Below are 17,809 nucleotides of genomic sequence, written 5' to 3'. Positions count from 1 at the left end.
TCGTGTTGTCCTTAACGTGCGGTGGCGCCGGGAATACCCAGATGCTGCCGGATCCGGTCGGCCACGGCCTCAGCCACATGAGCCTGGTCGGTATGCAGATGAATCGTGTGACTCTTCTCCTCGACGGTCAGTGGCTCAAACCATGCTTGCTGGGCATCCAGCAGTTCCTCGGTGGCTTCGGAAGCATCACCTTTACGGTTGCGGATCCACTCCCGGCGCAGGTCTTCGGGCGCCTCGCAGTGAATCAGTGTGAACGGAACCCCCTGGGCTTCTGCAACTGATGCCAACAATGAACGTTCTTTCTCTTTCAGACTGGCGGCATCGACAATGACCGGTAATCCGGCTGCAAGAACCTCGCTGGCAAGCCCGGCCAGTCGCTGATAGGTTTTCACCGTTGCGGCTTCGGTATACAGGTTGCCTCCTGTTGGAGAGCGGGAGCTTTCCAGCGGTGTCAGTCCATGCAGGCGTTTGCGCTCAACATCGGAACGCAGACGTATAAGCCCCAGTTCGTTCGCCAGGGCGGCGCTGACGCAGGTCTTGCCGCTGGCGGACAGGCCGGTTGTCGCGAGCAGATAGTGGTTGGGGATGGTGCCGTAATCTTCCGCCAACTGGGCGTAGTCGCGATAGCGTTGCATCAGATCGGCTTTCTCGTCGTCACTGAGAGCCGGATTGCCCATGGTAAACAACGCGATCTTGGCGCGAACCATGGCGCGATAGGCCTTATAGAGGGGCAGCAAGGGCAAGGCCTCGAAGTCGTCCCGGTATTCCAGATACGTGTTCAGAACCTGGTTGGCCAGAGCGCTTTCCCGACGGGATTCCAGATCCATCAGCAGGAAGGCAAGATCGTTGATGACATCGATCCAGCGAAACGGTTCGTTGAATTCGATGCAGTCGAAAACCGTCACCTCATCGTCAAAACGGGTGATGTTGGCCAGATGGAGATCGCCGTGGCATTCCCGAACCATGCCACTGGCGCGACGACGGCCAATCAGATCCCGGTGACGCTCGAAGGTGGATTCGGTCCAGGCCTGAAGGTTGTCCAGCTGCATGAGCAAGTCCGGGCTGTCAATCAGCGGGCGGATCTGGTCAAAATTCTCCTGCATGGCGGCAAACACCGCTTCCGGTGTTCCCAGTGGTTTTTCATCGGGCACGGGCGGCAGCTGATCGTGGAATGCGGCCACCTGGCGTGCGAGTCCGGTCAGTAAATCAGGCGCCAGTTCGCCTTGTTCCTGCTGGCGATCAAAGAGTTGGTCCTGGCGGAACTGGCGCATCTTGATGGCGTATTCGAAAGCGTCACCTTCGCCACCCAGGACCGGGGATTCCGGTGTCCCGGTGATGGGTACTACCTCCAGATACAGTTTCTCGGCGAGGCGTCGGTTGAGTCTCAGCTCTTCTTCGCAGAAATGCTTGCGGCGCTCGAGGGTGGAGAAGTTCAGGAAACCGAAATCCATGGGCTTCTTGATCTTGTAGGCGTAATCACCGGTCAGTAGCACCTGGGATATGTGAGTTTCGATGACCTGAAACCCGTCGACAGGGTGCTCGAACAGGTCTGGATTCTGCAGTGCCAGAATCAGATTGCCTGGGGATGTCTCACTCACAATGTTCTCCTCACATTCCCTGAACTTGTTGATTTTTCTTGCCCTATCATAACGGCCAGATTACAGAAATAACACACAGATGGCCTGCCTTCCTTGCGGGTGCCTTCGCTATAATCGCGCCATGAAAAATACAAAAGCTGCTTCCCGACCCAGACGAAAGCCTTCCCGCCGGTCTCCAAACAATGGCCGCCGGCCCTGGTTCTGGCGATTCGTATTCCGGTTATCTGCAATCAGTCTCGCTCTGCTGGCGGGCTGGATGGTTTATCTCGATGCTGTTGTGACGTCCCGTTTCGAGGGGCGGCGGTTTGAAGTGCCTTCAAGGGTGTATGCGCGTCCGCTTGAATTGTTCGACGGTGCCAGTGTGAGCGCCGGCGCGTTAGAGCGGGAACTGAGCCTCTCCGGTTTCCGGAAAGGGGATGGAAAGAAAGCGGGCAGTTATCAGCGCAGTGGTAATCGATTCTTGATCAGCACCCGTGGCTTCTCCTTTCCTGATGGTGATGAGTCCAGGCGCAGAGTTTCTTTGACAATTTCGGGTGACAGGATTCAGGGGTTTTCGGTAATTGAGGGCGACAGAGCTCCGATTGTCCGGCTCGAACCCGCTCAGATTGGTGGTATCTATCCGGCGCACAAGGAAGACAGGGTGCTGGTCCAGCTGGACGAGGTGCCGGCTTTGCTGCCGGCCACTCTGATGGCGGTGGAAGACCGTAATTTTTACGATCATTTCGGTATTGCACCGCTCTCGATCGGCAGGGCCATGCTGGCCAACATCCAGGCCGGACGAATCGTTCAGGGTGGTAGCACCTTGACCCAGCAACTGGTGAAAAATTTCTTCCTGACACGCGAGCAGACTCTGCTGAGAAAGGCTAACGAGGCTCTGATGTCCGTGCTTCTGGAGCTGCACTATGAAAAGGATGACATTCTGGAGACCTATCTGAACGAGGTCTATCTCGGGCAAGCCGGTACTCGCAGCATTCATGGTTTCGGTCTGGCCAGCCAGTTCTATTTTGGCGAGTCTCTCAAGGATCTGGATGTGAGCCAGATCGCTTTGTTGGTGGGGATGGTAAAAGGCCCCAGCTACTATAACCCGCGCCGCCACCCGGAGCGTGCAACAGAGCGACGGAACCTGGTCATTTCTGAAATGGAGCAGGCTGGACTGATTGAATCAGGACGGGCAACACGGGCTCGCCAGCAATCTCTGGGAGTCAGTGAGCGACCTTCGTACTCGGAAAATCGATACCCAGCCTACATTGATTTGGTCCGACGACACCTTGCTCGTGATTACAAGGAGGAAGATCTGCGCAGCGAAGGGCTGCGGATCTTTACCACTCTGAACCCGGCTATCCAGTTCGCTGCAGAGCATGCAGTAACGGACACTCTGCCCAGACTCGGTGGTGGCCAGGGTGCCGAATCGCTGGAGGCGACGCTGGTGGTAACCTCCAAGGATTCGGGGGAGGTGCTGGCTCTGGTGGGCGGTCGTGATCCGCAGTTTGCCGGGTTCAACCGGGCTCTGGATGCTCATCGCCCGATTGGCTCTCTGATCAAACCGTTCATTTATCTGGCAGCGTTGCAGCAGCCGGATAAATACACCCTGACCACGCCGGTGCTGGATAAAGGTTTCACCCTGGAGTTTGATAACGGTCAGCGCTGGCAGCCCCAAAATTACGATAGGAAGGAGCGTGGAGAAGTGCCTCTGCATGAGGCCCTCTCCCGTTCCTACAATCTACCCGCGGTTCGTGTCGGTCTGGATATTGGTGTAGATGAAGTGCGAGAAACATTGACGGCCTTTGGTGTCGATACCAATATTTCGCGGTATCCGTCTATGCTGTTGGGGTCGGTTTCCATGAGCCCGGTGACGGTTGCTCAGATCTATCAGGGGTTGGCGACGTCTGGCTTCAACACGCCACTTCGGACTATTCGTGAGGTGACGGATGCCGGTGGTGAGGCGTTGTCCCGTTACAGTCTTGAGGTTGAGCAGGTCTCTGACCCTGCGACAGTCCATCTGGTGCAATACGCCATGCAGGAGACTATGCAGGAAGGCACGGGCCGCTCCGTCTACAACACGGTGTCACAGCAACTGTCCCTGGCAGGCAAGACCGGGACTACCGACGATGGGCGGGATTCCTGGTTTGCGGGATTCAGTGGTGATCTGCTTGCTGTTGCCTGGGTTGGGCGCGATGATAACGGCCCCACATCACTGACCGGAGCCAGTGGTGCCCTTCCGGTGTGGTCAACGTTCATGGCGCAGGTGCCCCAACACGGCTTTTCGCCGGTGGTTCCGGATGGCGTGAACTATCACTGGGTGAGCTCCGAACAGCAGGCACTGACAGACGAACACTGTGAAAATGCCCGTCTGCTGCCCTATATTGCAGGCAGTGAACCCACGCAGACAATTTCGTGCTCCGGAAGTCTGGAACGGCGTATCCGGGGCTGGTTTGAAGGACTGTTTCAATGATTGACCGAACTTTGTTCAGGGCCACCCTGGTTTCCGCGCTGCTGTCAGTAGCCGGCTGTGCTTCCGGGCCGGGAGGGGGGATTTATGTGCCAACCGATGCTGATCCCTCCACGGCGCCTGAGCCCCCCCAAACCAGTTCTGGGAGTGAAGAGAGCGAAGCTCCGGTCTGGCGAAAGAGCGAACAACCGGAGACGACGCCCGAAACCAGAGACTCTTCCCGTTCCGGTTCTCCAAGTTACCGGGAAACCGGCGACGGGCTCTCACCTGCGGCGCTCAGTCTGGTGCGCGAGGCCGATCAGTTCTTGACGCAAGGCAACGTATCTGGCGCCATCGGCCGGCTGGAGCGGGCGCAGCGGATTGCACCCCGGTCTGCGGAAGTGTATTTCAAACTGTCCGAAGCCTATGTGGCAGGCGATCAGTTAGGCTCTGCAGAGCAGTTTACCCTGAAGGGCTTGTCACTTGCGGGAAGTGATGTCCGGCTGCAGAGAGCCGGTTGGCTGTTGCTGGCGGATATCCGCCGGGCGCGCGGAAATGTGGCGGGTGCGGATCAGGCGGAGGCACGGGCAGCGGCCCTCTAGCTTTATCTGTACAAAGCCAGAAGGCCGGCTATCAGTTACAGTCCTGCGTTCTTTAACCGGTTTGCATGCTGCTTGAATACGGCCTTCGGATCGGTTTCAAACAGACTGTGGAGCCCGAGCGCCTGATTTACTTCATCCAGATGGTTCATGAAGTAGTTGTCCCGGATAACTTTGCCGAAGCGGCTGCTGCATCGGCCGACCAGGCCATCGTTCTGACTGAAGCCGAAGGCCAGGCTGGTTGTGCCCAGCAGGGCGTCCGATGGATCCAGTACATTGGTCAGGACGCCGGTGCCACCCCAGGAGTAGAAGCGAACGCCGTTTGCCGAGTAGGCGCCCTCACCGCAGCTTGTGGTTGGAACCCCGTCTGGTGCAAAGCTATTGAATTCGGCACTGCCCTGAGTGGTCAATGATTCAAGGCTGGAGCTAAGGTCTTGATTGTAACCTCCACCTGAGAGCAGATCGATAAGGCTCCCGAGCGCATTCCCCAGGTTTGCGGCCAGGCTTTCGGCGGGAGAACCATAGATCAGATCTGCAACCGGTGAGCCCTTGTGGGGAGAACCGACTGAGGTCACAGAGGCGACCAGGTCGGGCCGAACCCTGGCAATGTAGCGGGCAGTGGGGCCACCATGGCTATGGCCAATCAGATTAACCTTACCGTGTACTGCAGCGATGGCCTGCACCTGGGGTAACAGCGCTTCACCACGGGCGATGGTGCTGTCCAGCGCGGGGACCTGGGTGGTGTAGACATCGGCGCCGTACTTGCGGAGATTTTCTGCCACGCCATACCAGTAATCCACGCCGGCAATGGCATCAAAGCCAAACATGCCGTGTACCAGTACAACCGGGTATCGGGTATCTGTATAGTTTGAAGGGGTAGAGTCCCACCACCAGGCGGCAGAGGGCGCAGACCAGGCCACAGTCAGGGCCAGGGCTAGTGCTTGGATACAGAGTTTCATTGTCGTTCCTACAGTTTGTTGTTGTGTTTGTTATTCAAACTGCGGCTCAACCTAACGGGTTGCTCCAGAGACTTCGTTCTCATACTGCATCTGCACCAGGACAGATTGAGTGCTTCCGTGCGCTGACTTGATTCTTGTCTTTGTTAGATTGGTGCCGTCAGAGCATCTCGGTAGAGACCTGAGCAACTTTTAATCAGCGGTGATGTTAAGTCAACGACAGAAGATGCCGCTAAGGTATGTTCGCTTTGAAAGTGTGACGCCAGTCACGCAGGTGGCCCCGCAGGGCATATTGTGACCCGCGGGGCAGAGGAGGGGCAATCAGGTTATCAGAGTGTGGCCATCACCTTCTTGGCCGCCGATAAGGTATCGGCTATGTCTTTTTCTGACAATGCGGCCGTGGTGAAGCCGGCCTCAAAGGCTGAAGGAGCCAGATAGATGCCTTCCTTCAGCATACCCTGGAAGAACTTCTTGAAGCGCTCAACATCACAGCCCATCACCTGGTCAAAACGGGTGACAGAGCTTTCCTCTGTGAAGAAGAACCCGAACATGGCACCTGCGCTCTGAACCGTCAACGGGATGCCAGCGGCATCAGCCGCTTCTTTCAGGCCATCGCGAACGGCGTTGGTTTTTTCGGTCAGCCGATCGTGGAATCCAGGTTCCGAGATCGCATTCAGCGTTGTCAGGCCAGCGCTCATGGCCAGGGGGTTGCCGCTCAGAGTTCCTGCCTGGTAGACCGGGCCGAGCGGCGAGATGTGCTCCATGATTTCCCGTTTGCCGCCAAAGGCACCAACTGGAAGGCCGCCACCAATCACCTTGCCCAGTGCCGTGAGATCCGGGGTAACGCCGAAGAGTCCCTGTGCACCGCCCAGGGAAACCCGGAATCCGGTCATTACCTCATCAAAGATAAGCACCGTGCCGTGTTCGTCACACACTTCCCGAAGTCCCTCAAGGAAGCCCGGAACCGGCGGAATGCAGTTCATATTGCCGGCCACGGGCTCGACGATAATGGCAGCAATCTGATCACCCATCTCCTGGAAGCATTCCCGAACGCTGTCCATGTCGTTGTAGGACAACGTGATGGTGTGCTCGGCCAGGCTGGCGGGAATGCCGGGTGAATTCGGTACGCCCAGTGTGAGTGCGCCGGAGCCTGCTTTTACCAGCAGTGAGTCCACGTGACCGTGATAGCAGCCCTCAAATTTCACGATCTTGTCGCGACCTGTGTAGCCCCGGGCCAGTCGAATGGTGCTCATGGTGGCCTCAGTGCCGGAATTCACCATACGCACCAGTTCGATGGATGGCACCAGTTCGCACACTTTCTTGGCCATATCGGTTTCAAGAGCGGTGGGTGCCCCATAGCCAACGCCCAGATCAACCTGGGCGTGCAGGGCTTCTTTGATGCGCTTGTCCCCGTGGCCAAGAATCATGGGGCCCCAGGAGCCGATGTAGTCGATGTAGCGCTGGTCGTCTTCATCGTAAAGATAGGCGCCCTGGGCGTGCTTGAAGAAGATCGGCGTACCACCGACACCGCGAAAGGCCCGGACAGGAGAGTTTACACCCCCGGGAATGTATTTCTGGGCCTGTTCGAAAAGGGTTTCGGAGTGCGTCATGATTCTGGGCTCCTGTTATTCCGGAAGTGAAAAAAGTGGGTGGTGGCTTGCGAACAGGCGTTCAAAGGCTTTTGCCCGCAGTTCAATGTCATCCGTGGTGCCGCCAAACAGGCCGCCGACCACGGCAAGCATGTCGGCTCCGGCACGAATCAGGGGTTCACCGTTCTCTACAGTCACGCCGCCAATGGCGGTCAGTGGGCGCCCGAAACATTTTGCATCGGTCAGCACCCGGGGAGGTGCGGCCGGTGCGCCGGGTTTGGTTGACGATGTGTAAAAGCGGCCGAAGGCCAGATAGTCTGCGCCTGCCTCCAGCCCGGCCTGAGCGAGTGCCAGATCAGCGTGACAGGTAATGCCGATAATGGCTTGATCCCCTAGCAGGTGGCGGGCGGCTTGAAGAGAGCCATCCGTCTGCCCCATGTGAACACCGGCGGCGCCCACGCGTTTCGCAAGCTCCGGGTCGTCGTTGATCAGCAGCGGTACACCAGCATTCCGGCAGGCCGACTGAAGGTCAGTGGCCTGAGAAAGCCTTTCGGCCATCGGCGCATGTTTCTCGCGGTATTGTACCATGATTGCGCCGCCCCGAAGCGCGGCCTCAACCGATTGGATCAGGATGTCGGGCGGGGTGAGCACACTGTCGGTGACGGCATAGAGCCCCGGACGAAGCCCTTTGCTCATCGCTCCCACAGTATCCCCCGATCGGGTACTGGCTGCCCCTTGCCAACTTCCAGCGCGTGCAATATGGCACGCTGGACGTAGTTCTGAGCCTGGGAGATGGCGGCGCGGGGAGACAGGCCGGAAGCTCTTCCAGCGGCAATGGCGGCCGCCAGTGTACAGCCTGTGCCATGGTACTCGCCGCCGATACGTTCCACTTCCCAGTGCATGGGTTCAGGGGCATGGTTGTAGAGAGTATTGGTAATGTGAACGCCGGTACCGTGTCCTCCGGTGGCCAATACTGATTCGCAGCCGCCTTTCAAAAGGTTGTCAGCGGATTGCTCAGGATCTTCGCTGCCCCCTAGCATGGCCAGCTCGATGCCGTTTGGCGTGATCATTTCTGCCAGGGGAAAGAGCTTTTCTTTCATGGCGGAAACCAGCTCATCGTCGGCCAGATCACCGCCACCTGCAGCCTTGATGACCGGATCAGTAATCACCGGTAGGGCTGAATGATCACGGATAAAATCCACCAGCACATCCACAACCGCGGCATTGCCCAGGGCGCCGGTTTTGATGGCATGAATGGGCGTGTCTTCTGAGAGACAGCGCAGTTGCTGGCGAATCAGGTCAGCGGATACAGCTTCAGCGCCATACACGTTGCGTGTGTCCTGCACGGTGAGGCAGGTGATAACCGGCAAAGGATGACAGCCCAGTGAGGTGACTGCCTGGATATCAGCCTGAATTCCAGCGCCGCCGGATGGGTCGAGGCCGGAAAGAATCAGAACCTGGGGTCGGGTATAGCGTTTAATGACTCAGCTCCTCAAAACGGTTTAACAACTGCAAGGATAACAACGGCCAGCAGAATCAGCACCGGCAGTTCATTGAACCAACGGTAAAAGACATGGCTTCTGGTGTTCTGGTCGTCCCGGAAAACCTTTACAAGGTGTCCGCAATAGAAATGGTAAATGATCAGTGTCGCGACCAGTGCGAGCTTTGCATGCATCCAGCCCTGGCTGAAATAGCCGGAAACATTGTAACTGATCAGCCATACCCCGAAGGCAATCGTTGCGATCATCGATGGCGTGGTGATGCCCCGGTACAGCTTGCGTTCCATGATTTTGAAGCGCTCACGCCCCGGCTCATCCTCACAGGCCGCATGGTAGACGAATAGCCGGGGCAGATAGAAAATACCGGCAAACCAGCACACCAGGGAAATAATATGGAAGGCTTTCACCCACAGCATTTGTCAGCTCCGTCGATATTGGTAGTAACTTTCGATGTCGGATTTTAGCACCACGCCATAAACCCGCTGGATCATGGGTGCCACGTGACGTTGTACGTAAAGAGCCTCAGCATTGGTTGAATCAAACTCATCCAGAGCCTCTTCCAGGGTGGCTTGATATTGTACCGGCGCAATGTCCCGACGGTTGGCAGGAATATCCATCAGGTCAATGGATTCCGGTGGGGTAATGTCTTCCTTGATGACCAGCTTTTCCGTATCTTCGAGATACCTCGCCAGATCAACCGCCGGGAGCAGAGCTGTGGGACCACTGCTTCCTTCGACTATCAGCCATTTGGGTTCGGATTTCAGAGCCTTGCGGGCTTCGTCGGCCGTCAGTTGCCGCTCAGTGCGCAATATACTGCGATCCATTATGGCACCAACCGACACCCGTCGCAGGGCCTGAATAACTGGTGAGTTCTGGTAGCTGAGGCCCTGATTTTTGAGAATGGTCAAGAAGAGTGATTTTTTGCCAAAGGCTTCACTGGTCACCAGGCTCGAAGTGGTAATAATCAGCATGCCCGGAAGAATGATGTTGGGATTTCGCGTGAGTTCCATCAAGGCCATCAGGGCCGCGAGTGGGGCCTGGAGCACGGCGCCCATCATGGCGCCCATTCCCAGCATGGCGTAAAAGCCAACAGATGATGCGTGCTCAGGCACAATCTGGGCACCAATCAATCCCATGGCGCCCCCCAAGGTTGCTCCCATGAACAGGGTGGGGCCGATCACGCCACTTGGCATGCCAAGACCAATGGACAGAGAGGTTACAGTCAGCTTGGCGACGCCTGCTCCTAACAACAGCCAGAAGCCAAGCTGTCCGTTGATAGTTTCGTTTACTGTATCGTAGCCAACTCCCATGGTTTCCGGTACGAGAATGGCAAACGGTACCATGAGAAGGCCCGCCGCGCTGATGCGAAGAAGGATTGGGCGGTGGGTGTGTTTACCCATGGTATCGACCAAATGTATAAACAGCGCCGCTGCAACGCCGATAATCACGGCAATTGCCAGAATCCAGGGGATTTCCAGCAACGAGTTCATGGTGAGTGCCGGGACGCTGAACGCCGGTTCTGCACCATACACCGCCTGGGTAACAATCGCTGCGCTCACTGCCGCCAGAATAATCGGCGTGAAGCCGGCAATGGTGTACTCCATCATCACCACTTCCATAGCGAAAATGACGCCGGAGATCGGGGTGTTGAATGAGGCTGAAATCGCTGCTGCGCAACCGCAGGCTACCAGTGTCCGGATGCTGTTGTTGGGCAGCTTCATCCACTGTCCCATCAGGCTGGAAAACGCTGCCCCCAGGTGAACGGCCGGCCCTTCCCGGCCCGCCGATTGACCGCTAACGACAGTCGCTACTCCGGAGATGAACTGAACGATTGCACTGCGAACGGATATATAACCCTGATGATAGTTCAGGCGTTCCATGACATGAACGACCCCCACTTTTCGGTCATGGATCGCCAACTTATGCATCAGTAAGCCGAGACTGAGCGCGCCGATGAGCGGCAGGAGGCCGCGAGTGAGTATATCCAGTTGCTCGAAGGTTTCGGATCCATGCCCCGGGAGGAAATGTTCCAGGGGCCATTCAATGGCAAGGCGAAAGACCAGGATTACGCCGCCGGTAATCAGTCCCGAGAGCAGTCCCAGAACTGCCAGTTGAGGCAGCGCGTCGACGCCGGACAGTCGACGTCGGAAAACAGGAATCATGTGTTCGGTAATCTGGTGCCAGATTTTCTGCATGAGGCCGGAGTTCCGATGAAGTTCAGTGGACTGTCAGAAAGAATCTGACATCATTGTAACGGTCGTCCCAAGGGCTGCAATAAGTCATTGGTTTATCATGGTAGACTACGGCGTTAAAGCTCTTAATTCTGGTACCACGTCGCTGGAGAAAATGGTGATTAAAGTAGGCATCGTTGGTGGCACCGGCTACACCGGTGTGGAACTGCTGAGAATCCTCGCGGTTCACCCTGAAGTTTCGGTCAGTTGCATCACTTCGCGTTCCGAGGCCGGCATGCCGGTAGCGGATATGTACCCGAATTTGCGCGACCATTATGATTTGGCGTTCTCGGAGCCGGACATAGCCGCGCTTGAAGCGTGCGATCTGGTTTTCTTCGCCACGCCTCACGGCGTAGCCATGAGAATGGTCCCGCAACTGATGTCGGCCGGTGTGCGAGTGGTTGATCTGTCAGCCGATTTCCGGTTGAAAGATCTGGACGTCTGGGCCACCTGGTATGGCATGGCCCACGAAAGCCCGGAATGGGCTGAAAAGGCGGTTTATGGGTTGCCAGAGGTGGTGCGTGAAGAGATACGAGCAGCCCAGCTGGTTGCTAACCCGGGTTGTTACCCTACGGCTGTACAGCTGGGATTCCTGCCTTTGCTGGAGCAAGGCCTGGTCGATCCTGCCCGCTTGATTGCGGACGCCAAATCTGGCGCCAGCGGTGCAGGTCGTCAGGGCAAGATCGGCATGCTGCATGGTGAAATTGGTGAAAGCTTCAAAGCTTACGGCGCCTCTGGCCATCGCCACCTGCCAGAGATTCGCCAGGGCTTGTCTGTCGCTGCTGGCAACGATGTGGGCGTGACCTTCGTTCCTCATCTGATCCCGATGATCCGCGGCATTGAAGCGACACTTTACGCCGAGCTAAGTAATCCAACGGATTTCGATCGGCTTCAGGCCCTGTTCGAAAAGCGGTTCGCTGATGAACCATTTGTCGACGTCATGCCTTTCGGCAGCCATCCTGAAACCCGGAGTGTGCGCGGAGCAAACCAGTGTCGTATGGCGCTGCACAGGCAGGAACAGAGCAATATTGTCATTGTCTCTTCCGTTATCGATAACCTGGTCAAAGGCGCCGCCGGACAAGCGGTTCAGAACATGAATATCATGTTCGGTCTGAAAGAGACCATGGGGCTTGAAGCCCCAGCGCTTTTGCCTTGATGCCCAAGGGAAGATTGTGAGCGAACACCGCAAACCGGCTGAAGAGTATGTGGTAATCCGCCATCGTCCGGGCTATCGCTTGCGCAGAACGGCTATCCTGCTTGTGTTCACCATCATCGCTGCGATCGCCGGGTATGCTGCAGGACTGTCCCAGAGTGGTTTCCGTTTCTCCAGTGTTGAGCAATCAAACCAGTTGCTGGAGAGCGAAGTCGAAGAGCTCAGGGAGGAGTATCGCGAGGCACGGCAACAGCTGATTATCCTTGAGCGTGGACGGGCTGTTGATGAACAGGCGCTGAACCAGGCGAGGAAAACTATTGTGAGCCTGGAAACCCGGATGGCGTCACTGCAATCGGACCTGACTTTCTATAAAAATATCATGGCGCCGTCAGAAACCAGTAAAGGTTTGCAGGTTGACAGTTTTGCCCTGGTTCAATCCCGTAACAAGGGTGCCTATGACTTCAAGTTGGTATTGACTCAGGTTGGTAACAACAAGAGTTACATTTCCGGTGTTGTGGCGGTCAACGTCATAGGTTTGCGCGATGAAGAAAAAGAGGTCATCGCCTTGCGTGATCTCTCAGAGGACATAGCTGATCTCGGTGTGAAATTCCGTTTCCGGTACTTTCAGGATGTTGAAGGTTCCCTGATTTTACCGGAAGAATTTAAGCCGCTTGAGATCCAGGTGGTGGCTCAGGCTGAGGGGAAAAAATCCTCACAAGCAGAGCGCACCTTTAACTGGAACGATTTAACGGAGAACTGACATGCTTGGCAAGAAAAAGCAGAAACCACGGCGTCCCACCGGCCATTTTGATACGTTGATTTCCTCACGAACGACCATTGAAGGCGATGTGCTTTTCAGTGGTGGGCTTCATGTGGATGGTCGGATTTGCGGCAAGGTGGTTTCGGACGAAAGCGCCGACGCGGTACTCAGGATCTCGGAAGTAGGTGAGGTGACTGGCGATATCCATGCGCCCCACGTCATCATTAACGGTTCGGTGAATGGTGATGTCTATGCATCAGCACATCTTGAGTTGGCAGAAAAAGCCTCTATCAATGGTAGTGTCTACTACAACCTGATCGAAATGGAGATGGGGGCGTCAGTTAACGGCAATCTGGTGCATCAGCGGGAGTCGGCAGGGCTGCTTTCCAGGGATCCCAAGTCGGAAGACTCTGTTGGGCAACAAGCACTTGCAGGTGATCATGCCTCGGGGCGCGAGGTGTTAAGCGATGCCAAGGAATCCGAATAGTTGATTGTTTTAGTCAGGAATACCATAATCGCCTGAGTTGTTCTTGATAAACCGGAGGCGAACTTGAGCGCAGTTCAGCAACACATGGCCACACCACTGTTTTTCAGTGACAGTGCCGTTGCCAAGGTACGTGAGTTGATTGAGGAAGAAGAAAATCCGGAACTCAAACTTCGCGTCTTTGTAACCGGCGGGGGCTGCTCCGGATTCCAGTATGGCTTTTCGTTTGATGAGAGCCAGGATGAAGAAGACACCGTCATTGAACGTGATGGCGTCTATCTCCTTGTCGATCCGATGAGCTATCAATACCTTGTGGGCGCCACGATTGATTATCAGGAAGGTCTGCAGGGATCGCAGTTTGTTGTCCAGAATCCGAATGCAAGTTCTACCTGTGGGTGTGGCAGTTCTTTCTCGATTTAATCTGGAAATGAGTCAGGCGGGGTAAATGGCTCCGAGAATACGAAAACCTGCTGCTCCGGTTACGTCTGGCAGATTTCCTGGCCGCCCCTCGATTGTCTGCTTGGCCAACCATGCAAATGCCACAGGCTCTACCATTTGAGGGTCTATCCCTAGTTCCGACGTCAATGAGAGTCGGGCGTGTGGCACGGCCTCGGCAAGTTCTCTTATCAAGAGCGGGTTTCGCGCACCGCCTCCGCAGACGTAAATTCGAAGGTCCGTGCTCTCAGGCAGTTGGCGAGCGATGCTGCTAACGGTTAGTTGCAGTAACGTCCTCTGGATATCTTCGGGAGGCGTGCCTGGATGGCGGCTTACCAGTGTTTTAACCCATTCAAGATTGAACCGCTCTTTCCCTGTGCTTTTGGGAGGTACTCTCGGGAAATAGGCATCTGAAAGCATGTCATCAAGAAGGTCCCGATTGACAGAGCCCTCACCAGCCCAATGGCCATCACTGTCAAAAGGAAGTCCGGTCTGGTCCATGCACCAGGCGTCCATCAGTGCGTTGGCTGGGCCCGTGTCGAAACCAGTCACAGGCACGAGAGGGCTGGCAGGGAGCCAGGTGATATTGGCGATGCCCCCGAGATTAAGAATGCACCGGTTCTCGCTGTCTGAGCTGAAAAAGGCCTTGTGGAAAGCCGGAACCAATGGTGCGCCCTGGCCTCCGGCGGCCAGATCCCGTCTCCGGAAATCAGCGACCGTGGTGATTTTTGTGATTTCAGAAACCACAGAAGGGTTGCCGATTTGAGTTGAGAAAGGAGCCGTGCCGGAGGGCTGGTGGCGAATGGTTTGCCCGTGGCTGCCAATGCCGACAATGGTCGCCCGGTTAAAACCGCTCGCCTGAATAACTTCTTCCGCTGCCTGGGCGAACAGTTTCCCTACCAGAGTATCGAGTTCACCGATTTCGTCGGGTGTGGCCTGATTCTGGCTGGCCGCGAGAATGCGGTGTCGAATCTGGTCAGGGTAGGGGACTGTCTGTGATGCATGGATCTGGACAGTGTTGTGCGGGAATGACACCAACACGGCATCAATGCCATCCATGCTGGTGCCCGACATCAAACCGATCCAGGATTCCATTCTTGGTTCAGTCGTCCGAAGCGAGAGCGACTTGCTGGTAGCGCTCACGGAAAACGTCAAACTGTGCGACGCGTTGGTTGGTGAACTGCTTGAATCTCGCCATCTCGGACGGCGGTATGGGCTTGGCATCCGGCAGTTTGACAGTGCGTGAGTTCCGCGGCGAACCATTGACCCTGAACTCATAGTGCAGGTGCGGGCCGGTGACCATGCCGGATGAGCCAACATGGCCAATAGTCTGGCCCTGCTTCACTCTGGTTCCATTCTTGATGCCTTTGCCAAGGCGACTCATATGGGCATAAAGAGTAGTAATGTTGTCACCATGTTGGAGTACAACGGTACGTCCATAACCTCCTTTCCAGCCAGCAAATTTCACGCGCCCTGAGCCGGCTGCCTTAATTGGGCTTCCTGGAGGTGCTGCGTAATCGGTGCCCTCGTGAGGTCGAACAACATCCAGTACAGGGTGGCGACGCTGCAGGTTGAAGGGAGAAGAAATCCGGGCATTGATCGGGGTTCGCAGAAATGCTTTGCGCATGCTCTTGCCGTCAGGGGCGTAGTAATCGCTGTCGCCCTCGCTGTCGGTGTAAAGCAGGGCCAGGTTTTCTTCGCCACGATTTACAAATCTCGCGGATAGAATTCGGCCGGTGTCAAACTTCTCGCCGTCGAGGTAAAGTTCTTCGTAAACCACTTCAAATTGGTCGCCCTTTCGGACATCGTAAACAAAATCAATGTCCCAGCCGAAAATGCCAGCCAGCTCCATAGTCAGGCGGTCGTTAAGCCCAGCTTCACGAGCTGCCAAATACAGAGAGCCGTCAATCGTGCCAGAGGCAAAGGCGGGACGGGCTTCCGGTTTCCGAAGTTGGGTTTCGCCGGTAAAATTCTCGCCGTCTTTAGCAATTCTCAGGGTTTCTAGTAGGTTTCGTTGCAGTTCAACGGCAGCAAGTGAGCCGTCTCTGGTCGTCGCAAAACGGATGGTCTCGCCAGCGTACAGCCGTTGAAGCTTTTCAGCCTCTCCCTCGCCGTGAATAACAGAGAGCATAATGCCGTCATTGAAGCCGGCCTCCCTGAACAACGAAGAAAGCGTGTCTCCGGACTTTATTTCGAAGGTTTGCCAGTCGAGCGTTGCTTGTTCGGGAGCGGCAGGTTGTTCCGGCGCGGAGAAGCCGGGTTGATGATCTATCTTGGCCGTAACATCGGGTTCAAGGCCTTTCGAGTCCGCCGCTTCGGCTGTTGAGTCGGGCGTTATTGCTTGTAAAGGTGAGGCGCCTGAGTCGGAAACGCTCCCTTGCTCCAAATCCAGAGCGTAAGACATTCTTTTCGCTTCAACATTACTGCTAGGGCTCATAAGAATGGCTGCAGTAACAACAACCGTAGCCGCGGCAGCAATAGTAATGTGTGTTTTCGGAAACATGGTTAGCACGTATCGCACCCGTTTTTAATCGGTATTCCGGCAGCTTGTATCAGCCATTTAAAGCCGTTGTTCAAGTATAGTTCGTCAGATTACCGTATAAAATGCATGCGGGACAGTGTGGAACATTACGGTCGCGGTTCCATCCTCCGGATTTCTTTTGGCTGCATTGTTATAATATGCCGCCCTGTCACGCCTGTTTTGATCAAAATTTGGTCAGAGGAGTTTAGCAGGAGGGCGGGTAACTCACAGATTTCTTTTGTTGGGCTCTGTAACTGGGAGAGCCTTTTCAGAATCAAAACGGGGACGTGTTGTTCATGGCATCCATTGATGAAGCGTTGGCGATAATCAAGCGTGGCGTAGACGAGCTTATTCCGGAAGATGGGCTTGTTGAAAAGCTAAAGGAGGGGCGTCCTCTCCGAATCAAGGCGGGTTTTGATCCCACAGCGCCCGATCTTCATCTTGGGCATACCGTTCTTATTAACAAGTTGCGGCAATTCCAGGATCTTGGCCACGAGGTTATGTTTCTGATCGGGGACTTCACCGGCATGATCGGCGACCCGTCCGGTAAAAGTGTGACACGCCCTCCTCTAACGGAGCAGCAGGTTGCAGAAAACGCGGTTAGCTATAAAGAGCAGGTGTTCAAGATACTGGATCCCGATAAAACGCGCGTGATGTTCAATTCCGATTGGATGAGCAAGATGACCGCCGCCGATATGATCAAGCTTGCCGGGCAGTATACCGTTGCCCGGATGCTGGAGCGGGATGATTTTACCAAGCGCTACCGGGCTGAGCAGTCGATCGCGATTCATGAATTTTTGTATCCGCTGGTGCAGGGTTATGACTCGGTGGCCATGAAGGCAGATGTTGAGTTGGGTGGAACTGATCAGAAATTCAATCTCCTTATGGGGCGCATCTTGCAGAAGCATTATGGTCAGACTCCTCAGGTCATTCTCACGATGCCAATCCTGGAGGGATTGGACGGCGTTCAGAAGATGTCCAAGTCTCTGGGCAATTACGTGGGGGTGAATGATTCACCGGGTGAGATGTACACCAAGCTGCTGTCCATGCCGGACGACCTTCTATGGCGTTATTTTGAGTTGCTGAGTTTTCGGCCGCTGGCGGAAGTGGATGAGTTTCGTGAAGCTGTCGAGGGCGGGGCGAATCCGCAGGATTACAAAAAACTGCTGGCAGAAGAATTAATTGCCCGTTTTCATGATGAGGAGGCCGCCAGGTCCGCCCACAAGTCTGCGGGTAACAGGGTGGCTCTTGGTGAGATTCCGGAGAATGTACCAAGGATCGAGGTGGCTTTGGATGGGCAGGCTGAAATGCCGATGGCGTCAGTTCTGCGTTTGGCCGGCCTGGTAAAGAACGGGGCAGCTGCTCGGGATGTTCTTGGGCGCGGTGCGGTCTTTGTTGATGGCAAGCAATTTGAGGGCGATCGTCTGTTTAAAGAAGGAGATGATTGTGTGGTGCAGGCTGGCAAGAAGAAGATTGCCAGGATTCTGATCGTTGCGTGATCGATTTGTGGTGATTCTGAATTTTTTTCCGGATCATCGTTGACACCTCTGAGCAGG

The 17,809-nt window shown here is 55.6% G+C and carries 16 protein-coding genes; 7 read left to right on the top strand and 9 right to left on the bottom strand.

The window, feature by feature from the left end:
* Positions 1-11: 11 nt before the first annotated feature.
* On the bottom strand, positions 12-1,598 hold the full coding sequence (locus KO499_RS12415; RefSeq protein ID WP_215984075.1) for an AAA family ATPase: 1,587 nt from the start codon (positions 1,596-1,598) through the stop codon (positions 12-14).
* Between the two features lie 121 nt (positions 1,599-1,719).
* On the opposite strand from KO499_RS12415, the gene mrcB reads away from it, so the two are divergent.
* Both mrcB and KO499_RS12405 read left to right on the top strand, forming a co-directional pair.
* On the top strand, positions 1,720-4,050 hold the full coding sequence (mrcB, locus tag KO499_RS12410) for a penicillin-binding protein 1B (RefSeq protein WP_215984074.1): 2,331 nt from the start codon (positions 1,720-1,722) through the stop codon (positions 4,048-4,050).
* Positions 4,047-4,628 (top strand): hypothetical protein, encoded by a 582-nt coding sequence (locus KO499_RS12405; protein WP_215984073.1) that lies wholly within the window; start codon positions 4,047-4,049, stop codon positions 4,626-4,628. Before mrcB ends, KO499_RS12405 begins: the two co-directional genes overlap by 4 nt.
* Positions 4,629-4,663: 35 nt before the next feature.
* On the opposite strand, the gene KO499_RS12400 is transcribed toward KO499_RS12405, so the two are convergent.
* From KO499_RS12400 to KO499_RS12375, 6 genes are all read right to left on the bottom strand, one after another.
* On the bottom strand, positions 4,664-5,584 hold the full coding sequence (locus KO499_RS12400; protein WP_215984072.1) for a lipase family alpha/beta hydrolase: 921 nt from the start codon (positions 5,582-5,584) through the stop codon (positions 4,664-4,666).
* A gap of 326 nt (positions 5,585-5,910) precedes the next feature.
* Entirely contained in the window at positions 5,911-7,191 is a 1,281-nt protein-coding gene (hemL, locus tag KO499_RS12395; protein ID WP_215984071.1) for a glutamate-1-semialdehyde 2,1-aminomutase, read from the bottom strand.
* Positions 7,192-7,206: 15 nt separating this feature from the next.
* Positions 7,207-7,866, bottom strand: a complete 660-nt coding sequence (gene thiE / locus KO499_RS12390; RefSeq protein WP_215984070.1) for a thiamine phosphate synthase — start codon at positions 7,864-7,866, stop codon at positions 7,207-7,209.
* Entirely contained in the window at positions 7,863-8,621 is a 759-nt protein-coding gene (thiD, locus tag KO499_RS12385) for a bifunctional hydroxymethylpyrimidine kinase/phosphomethylpyrimidine kinase (protein WP_215984504.1), read from the bottom strand. The genes thiE and thiD overlap by 4 nt, the downstream gene beginning before the upstream one ends.
* A gap of 41 nt (positions 8,622-8,662) precedes the next feature.
* Complete coding sequence (gene hemJ / locus KO499_RS12380) at positions 8,663-9,085, bottom strand: protoporphyrinogen oxidase HemJ (protein ID WP_215984069.1); 423 nt, start codon at positions 9,083-9,085, stop codon at positions 8,663-8,665.
* Between the two features lie 3 nt (positions 9,086-9,088).
* Positions 9,089-10,864 carry a chloride channel protein gene (locus tag KO499_RS12375; protein ID WP_215984068.1) on the bottom strand — a complete coding sequence of 592 codons (1,776 nt, stop codon included), beginning with the start codon at positions 10,862-10,864 and terminating at the stop codon, positions 9,089-9,091.
* A 154-nt stretch (positions 10,865-11,018) separates the two neighbouring features.
* On the opposite strand from KO499_RS12375, the gene argC reads away from it, so the two are divergent.
* The 4 genes from argC to erpA all read left to right on the top strand — a co-directional run bounded on the left by argC (position 11,019) and on the right by erpA (position 13,717).
* Complete coding sequence (gene argC, locus KO499_RS12370) at positions 11,019-12,056, top strand: N-acetyl-gamma-glutamyl-phosphate reductase (RefSeq protein WP_215984503.1); 1,038 nt, start codon at positions 11,019-11,021, stop codon at positions 12,054-12,056.
* Between the two features lie 16 nt (positions 12,057-12,072).
* Complete coding sequence (locus KO499_RS12365) at positions 12,073-12,813, top strand: DUF6776 family protein (protein ID WP_215984067.1); 741 nt, start codon at positions 12,073-12,075, stop codon at positions 12,811-12,813.
* A gap of 1 nt (position 12,814) precedes the next feature.
* Complete coding sequence (locus tag KO499_RS12360; protein ID WP_215984066.1) at positions 12,815-13,300, top strand: bactofilin family protein; 486 nt, start codon at positions 12,815-12,817, stop codon at positions 13,298-13,300.
* Between the two features lie 84 nt (positions 13,301-13,384).
* Positions 13,385-13,717, top strand: a complete 333-nt coding sequence (gene erpA, locus KO499_RS12355; RefSeq protein WP_215984502.1) for an iron-sulfur cluster insertion protein ErpA — start codon at positions 13,385-13,387, stop codon at positions 13,715-13,717.
* 12 nt (positions 13,718-13,729) lie between these two features.
* On the opposite strand, the gene KO499_RS12350 is transcribed toward erpA, so the two are convergent.
* Together KO499_RS12350 and KO499_RS12345 are read right to left on the bottom strand one after the other, a co-directional pair.
* Complete coding sequence (locus tag KO499_RS12350; protein WP_215984065.1) at positions 13,730-14,827, bottom strand: anhydro-N-acetylmuramic acid kinase; 1,098 nt, start codon at positions 14,825-14,827, stop codon at positions 13,730-13,732.
* A gap of 7 nt (positions 14,828-14,834) precedes the next feature.
* Complete coding sequence (locus tag KO499_RS12345) at positions 14,835-16,244, bottom strand: OapA family protein (RefSeq protein ID WP_215984064.1); 1,410 nt, start codon at positions 16,242-16,244, stop codon at positions 14,835-14,837.
* A gap of 305 nt (positions 16,245-16,549) precedes the next feature.
* Here KO499_RS12345 and tyrS point away from each other — a divergent pair, with 305 nt between their 5' ends.
* Positions 16,550-17,752: a tyrosine--tRNA ligase gene (tyrS, locus tag KO499_RS12340; protein ID WP_215984063.1), complete on the top strand. Its 1,203-nt coding sequence runs from the start codon at positions 16,550-16,552 to the stop codon at positions 17,750-17,752.
* Positions 17,753-17,809: the final 57 nt, after the last annotated feature.

Source organism: Marinobacter sp. F3R08, from assembly GCF_018860425.1.
Lineage (GTDB): Bacteria > Pseudomonadota > Gammaproteobacteria > Pseudomonadales > Oleiphilaceae > Marinobacter.
Note: the sequence above shows the minus strand (reverse complement) of the source record. Positions and strands in the feature narration are given on the sequence as shown.

What these genes read in the sequence shown, in the direction of transcription:
- mrcB (WP_215984074.1), top strand. Translation starts at nt 1,720, where the DNA reads ATGAAAAATACAAAAGCTGCTTCCCGACCCAGACGAAAGCCTTCCCGC.
- KO499_RS12405 (WP_215984073.1), top strand. Translation starts at nt 4,047, where the DNA reads ATGATTGACCGAACTTTGTTCAGGGCCACCCTGGTTTCCGCGCTGCTG.
- KO499_RS12400 (WP_215984072.1), bottom strand. Translation starts at nt 5,584, where the DNA reads ATGAAACTCTGTATCCAAGCACTAGCCCTGGCCCTGACTGTGGCCTGG.
- hemL (WP_215984071.1), bottom strand. Translation starts at nt 7,191, where the DNA reads ATGACGCACTCCGAAACCCTTTTCGAACAGGCCCAGAAATACATTCCC.
- thiE (WP_215984070.1), bottom strand. Translation starts at nt 7,866, where the DNA reads ATGAGCAAAGGGCTTCGTCCGGGGCTCTATGCCGTCACCGACAGTGTG.
- hemJ (WP_215984069.1), bottom strand. Translation starts at nt 9,085, where the DNA reads ATGCTGTGGGTGAAAGCCTTCCATATTATTTCCCTGGTGTGCTGGTTT.
- KO499_RS12375 (WP_215984068.1), bottom strand. Translation starts at nt 10,864, where the DNA reads ATGCAGAAAATCTGGCACCAGATTACCGAACACATGATTCCTGTTTTC.
- KO499_RS12360 (WP_215984066.1), top strand. Translation starts at nt 12,815, where the DNA reads ATGCTTGGCAAGAAAAAGCAGAAACCACGGCGTCCCACCGGCCATTTT.
- erpA (WP_215984502.1), top strand. Translation starts at nt 13,385, where the DNA reads ATGGCCACACCACTGTTTTTCAGTGACAGTGCCGTTGCCAAGGTACGT.
- KO499_RS12350 (WP_215984065.1), bottom strand. Translation starts at nt 14,827, where the DNA reads ATGGAATCCTGGATCGGTTTGATGTCGGGCACCAGCATGGATGGCATT.
- tyrS (WP_215984063.1), top strand. Translation starts at nt 16,550, where the DNA reads ATGGCATCCATTGATGAAGCGTTGGCGATAATCAAGCGTGGCGTAGAC.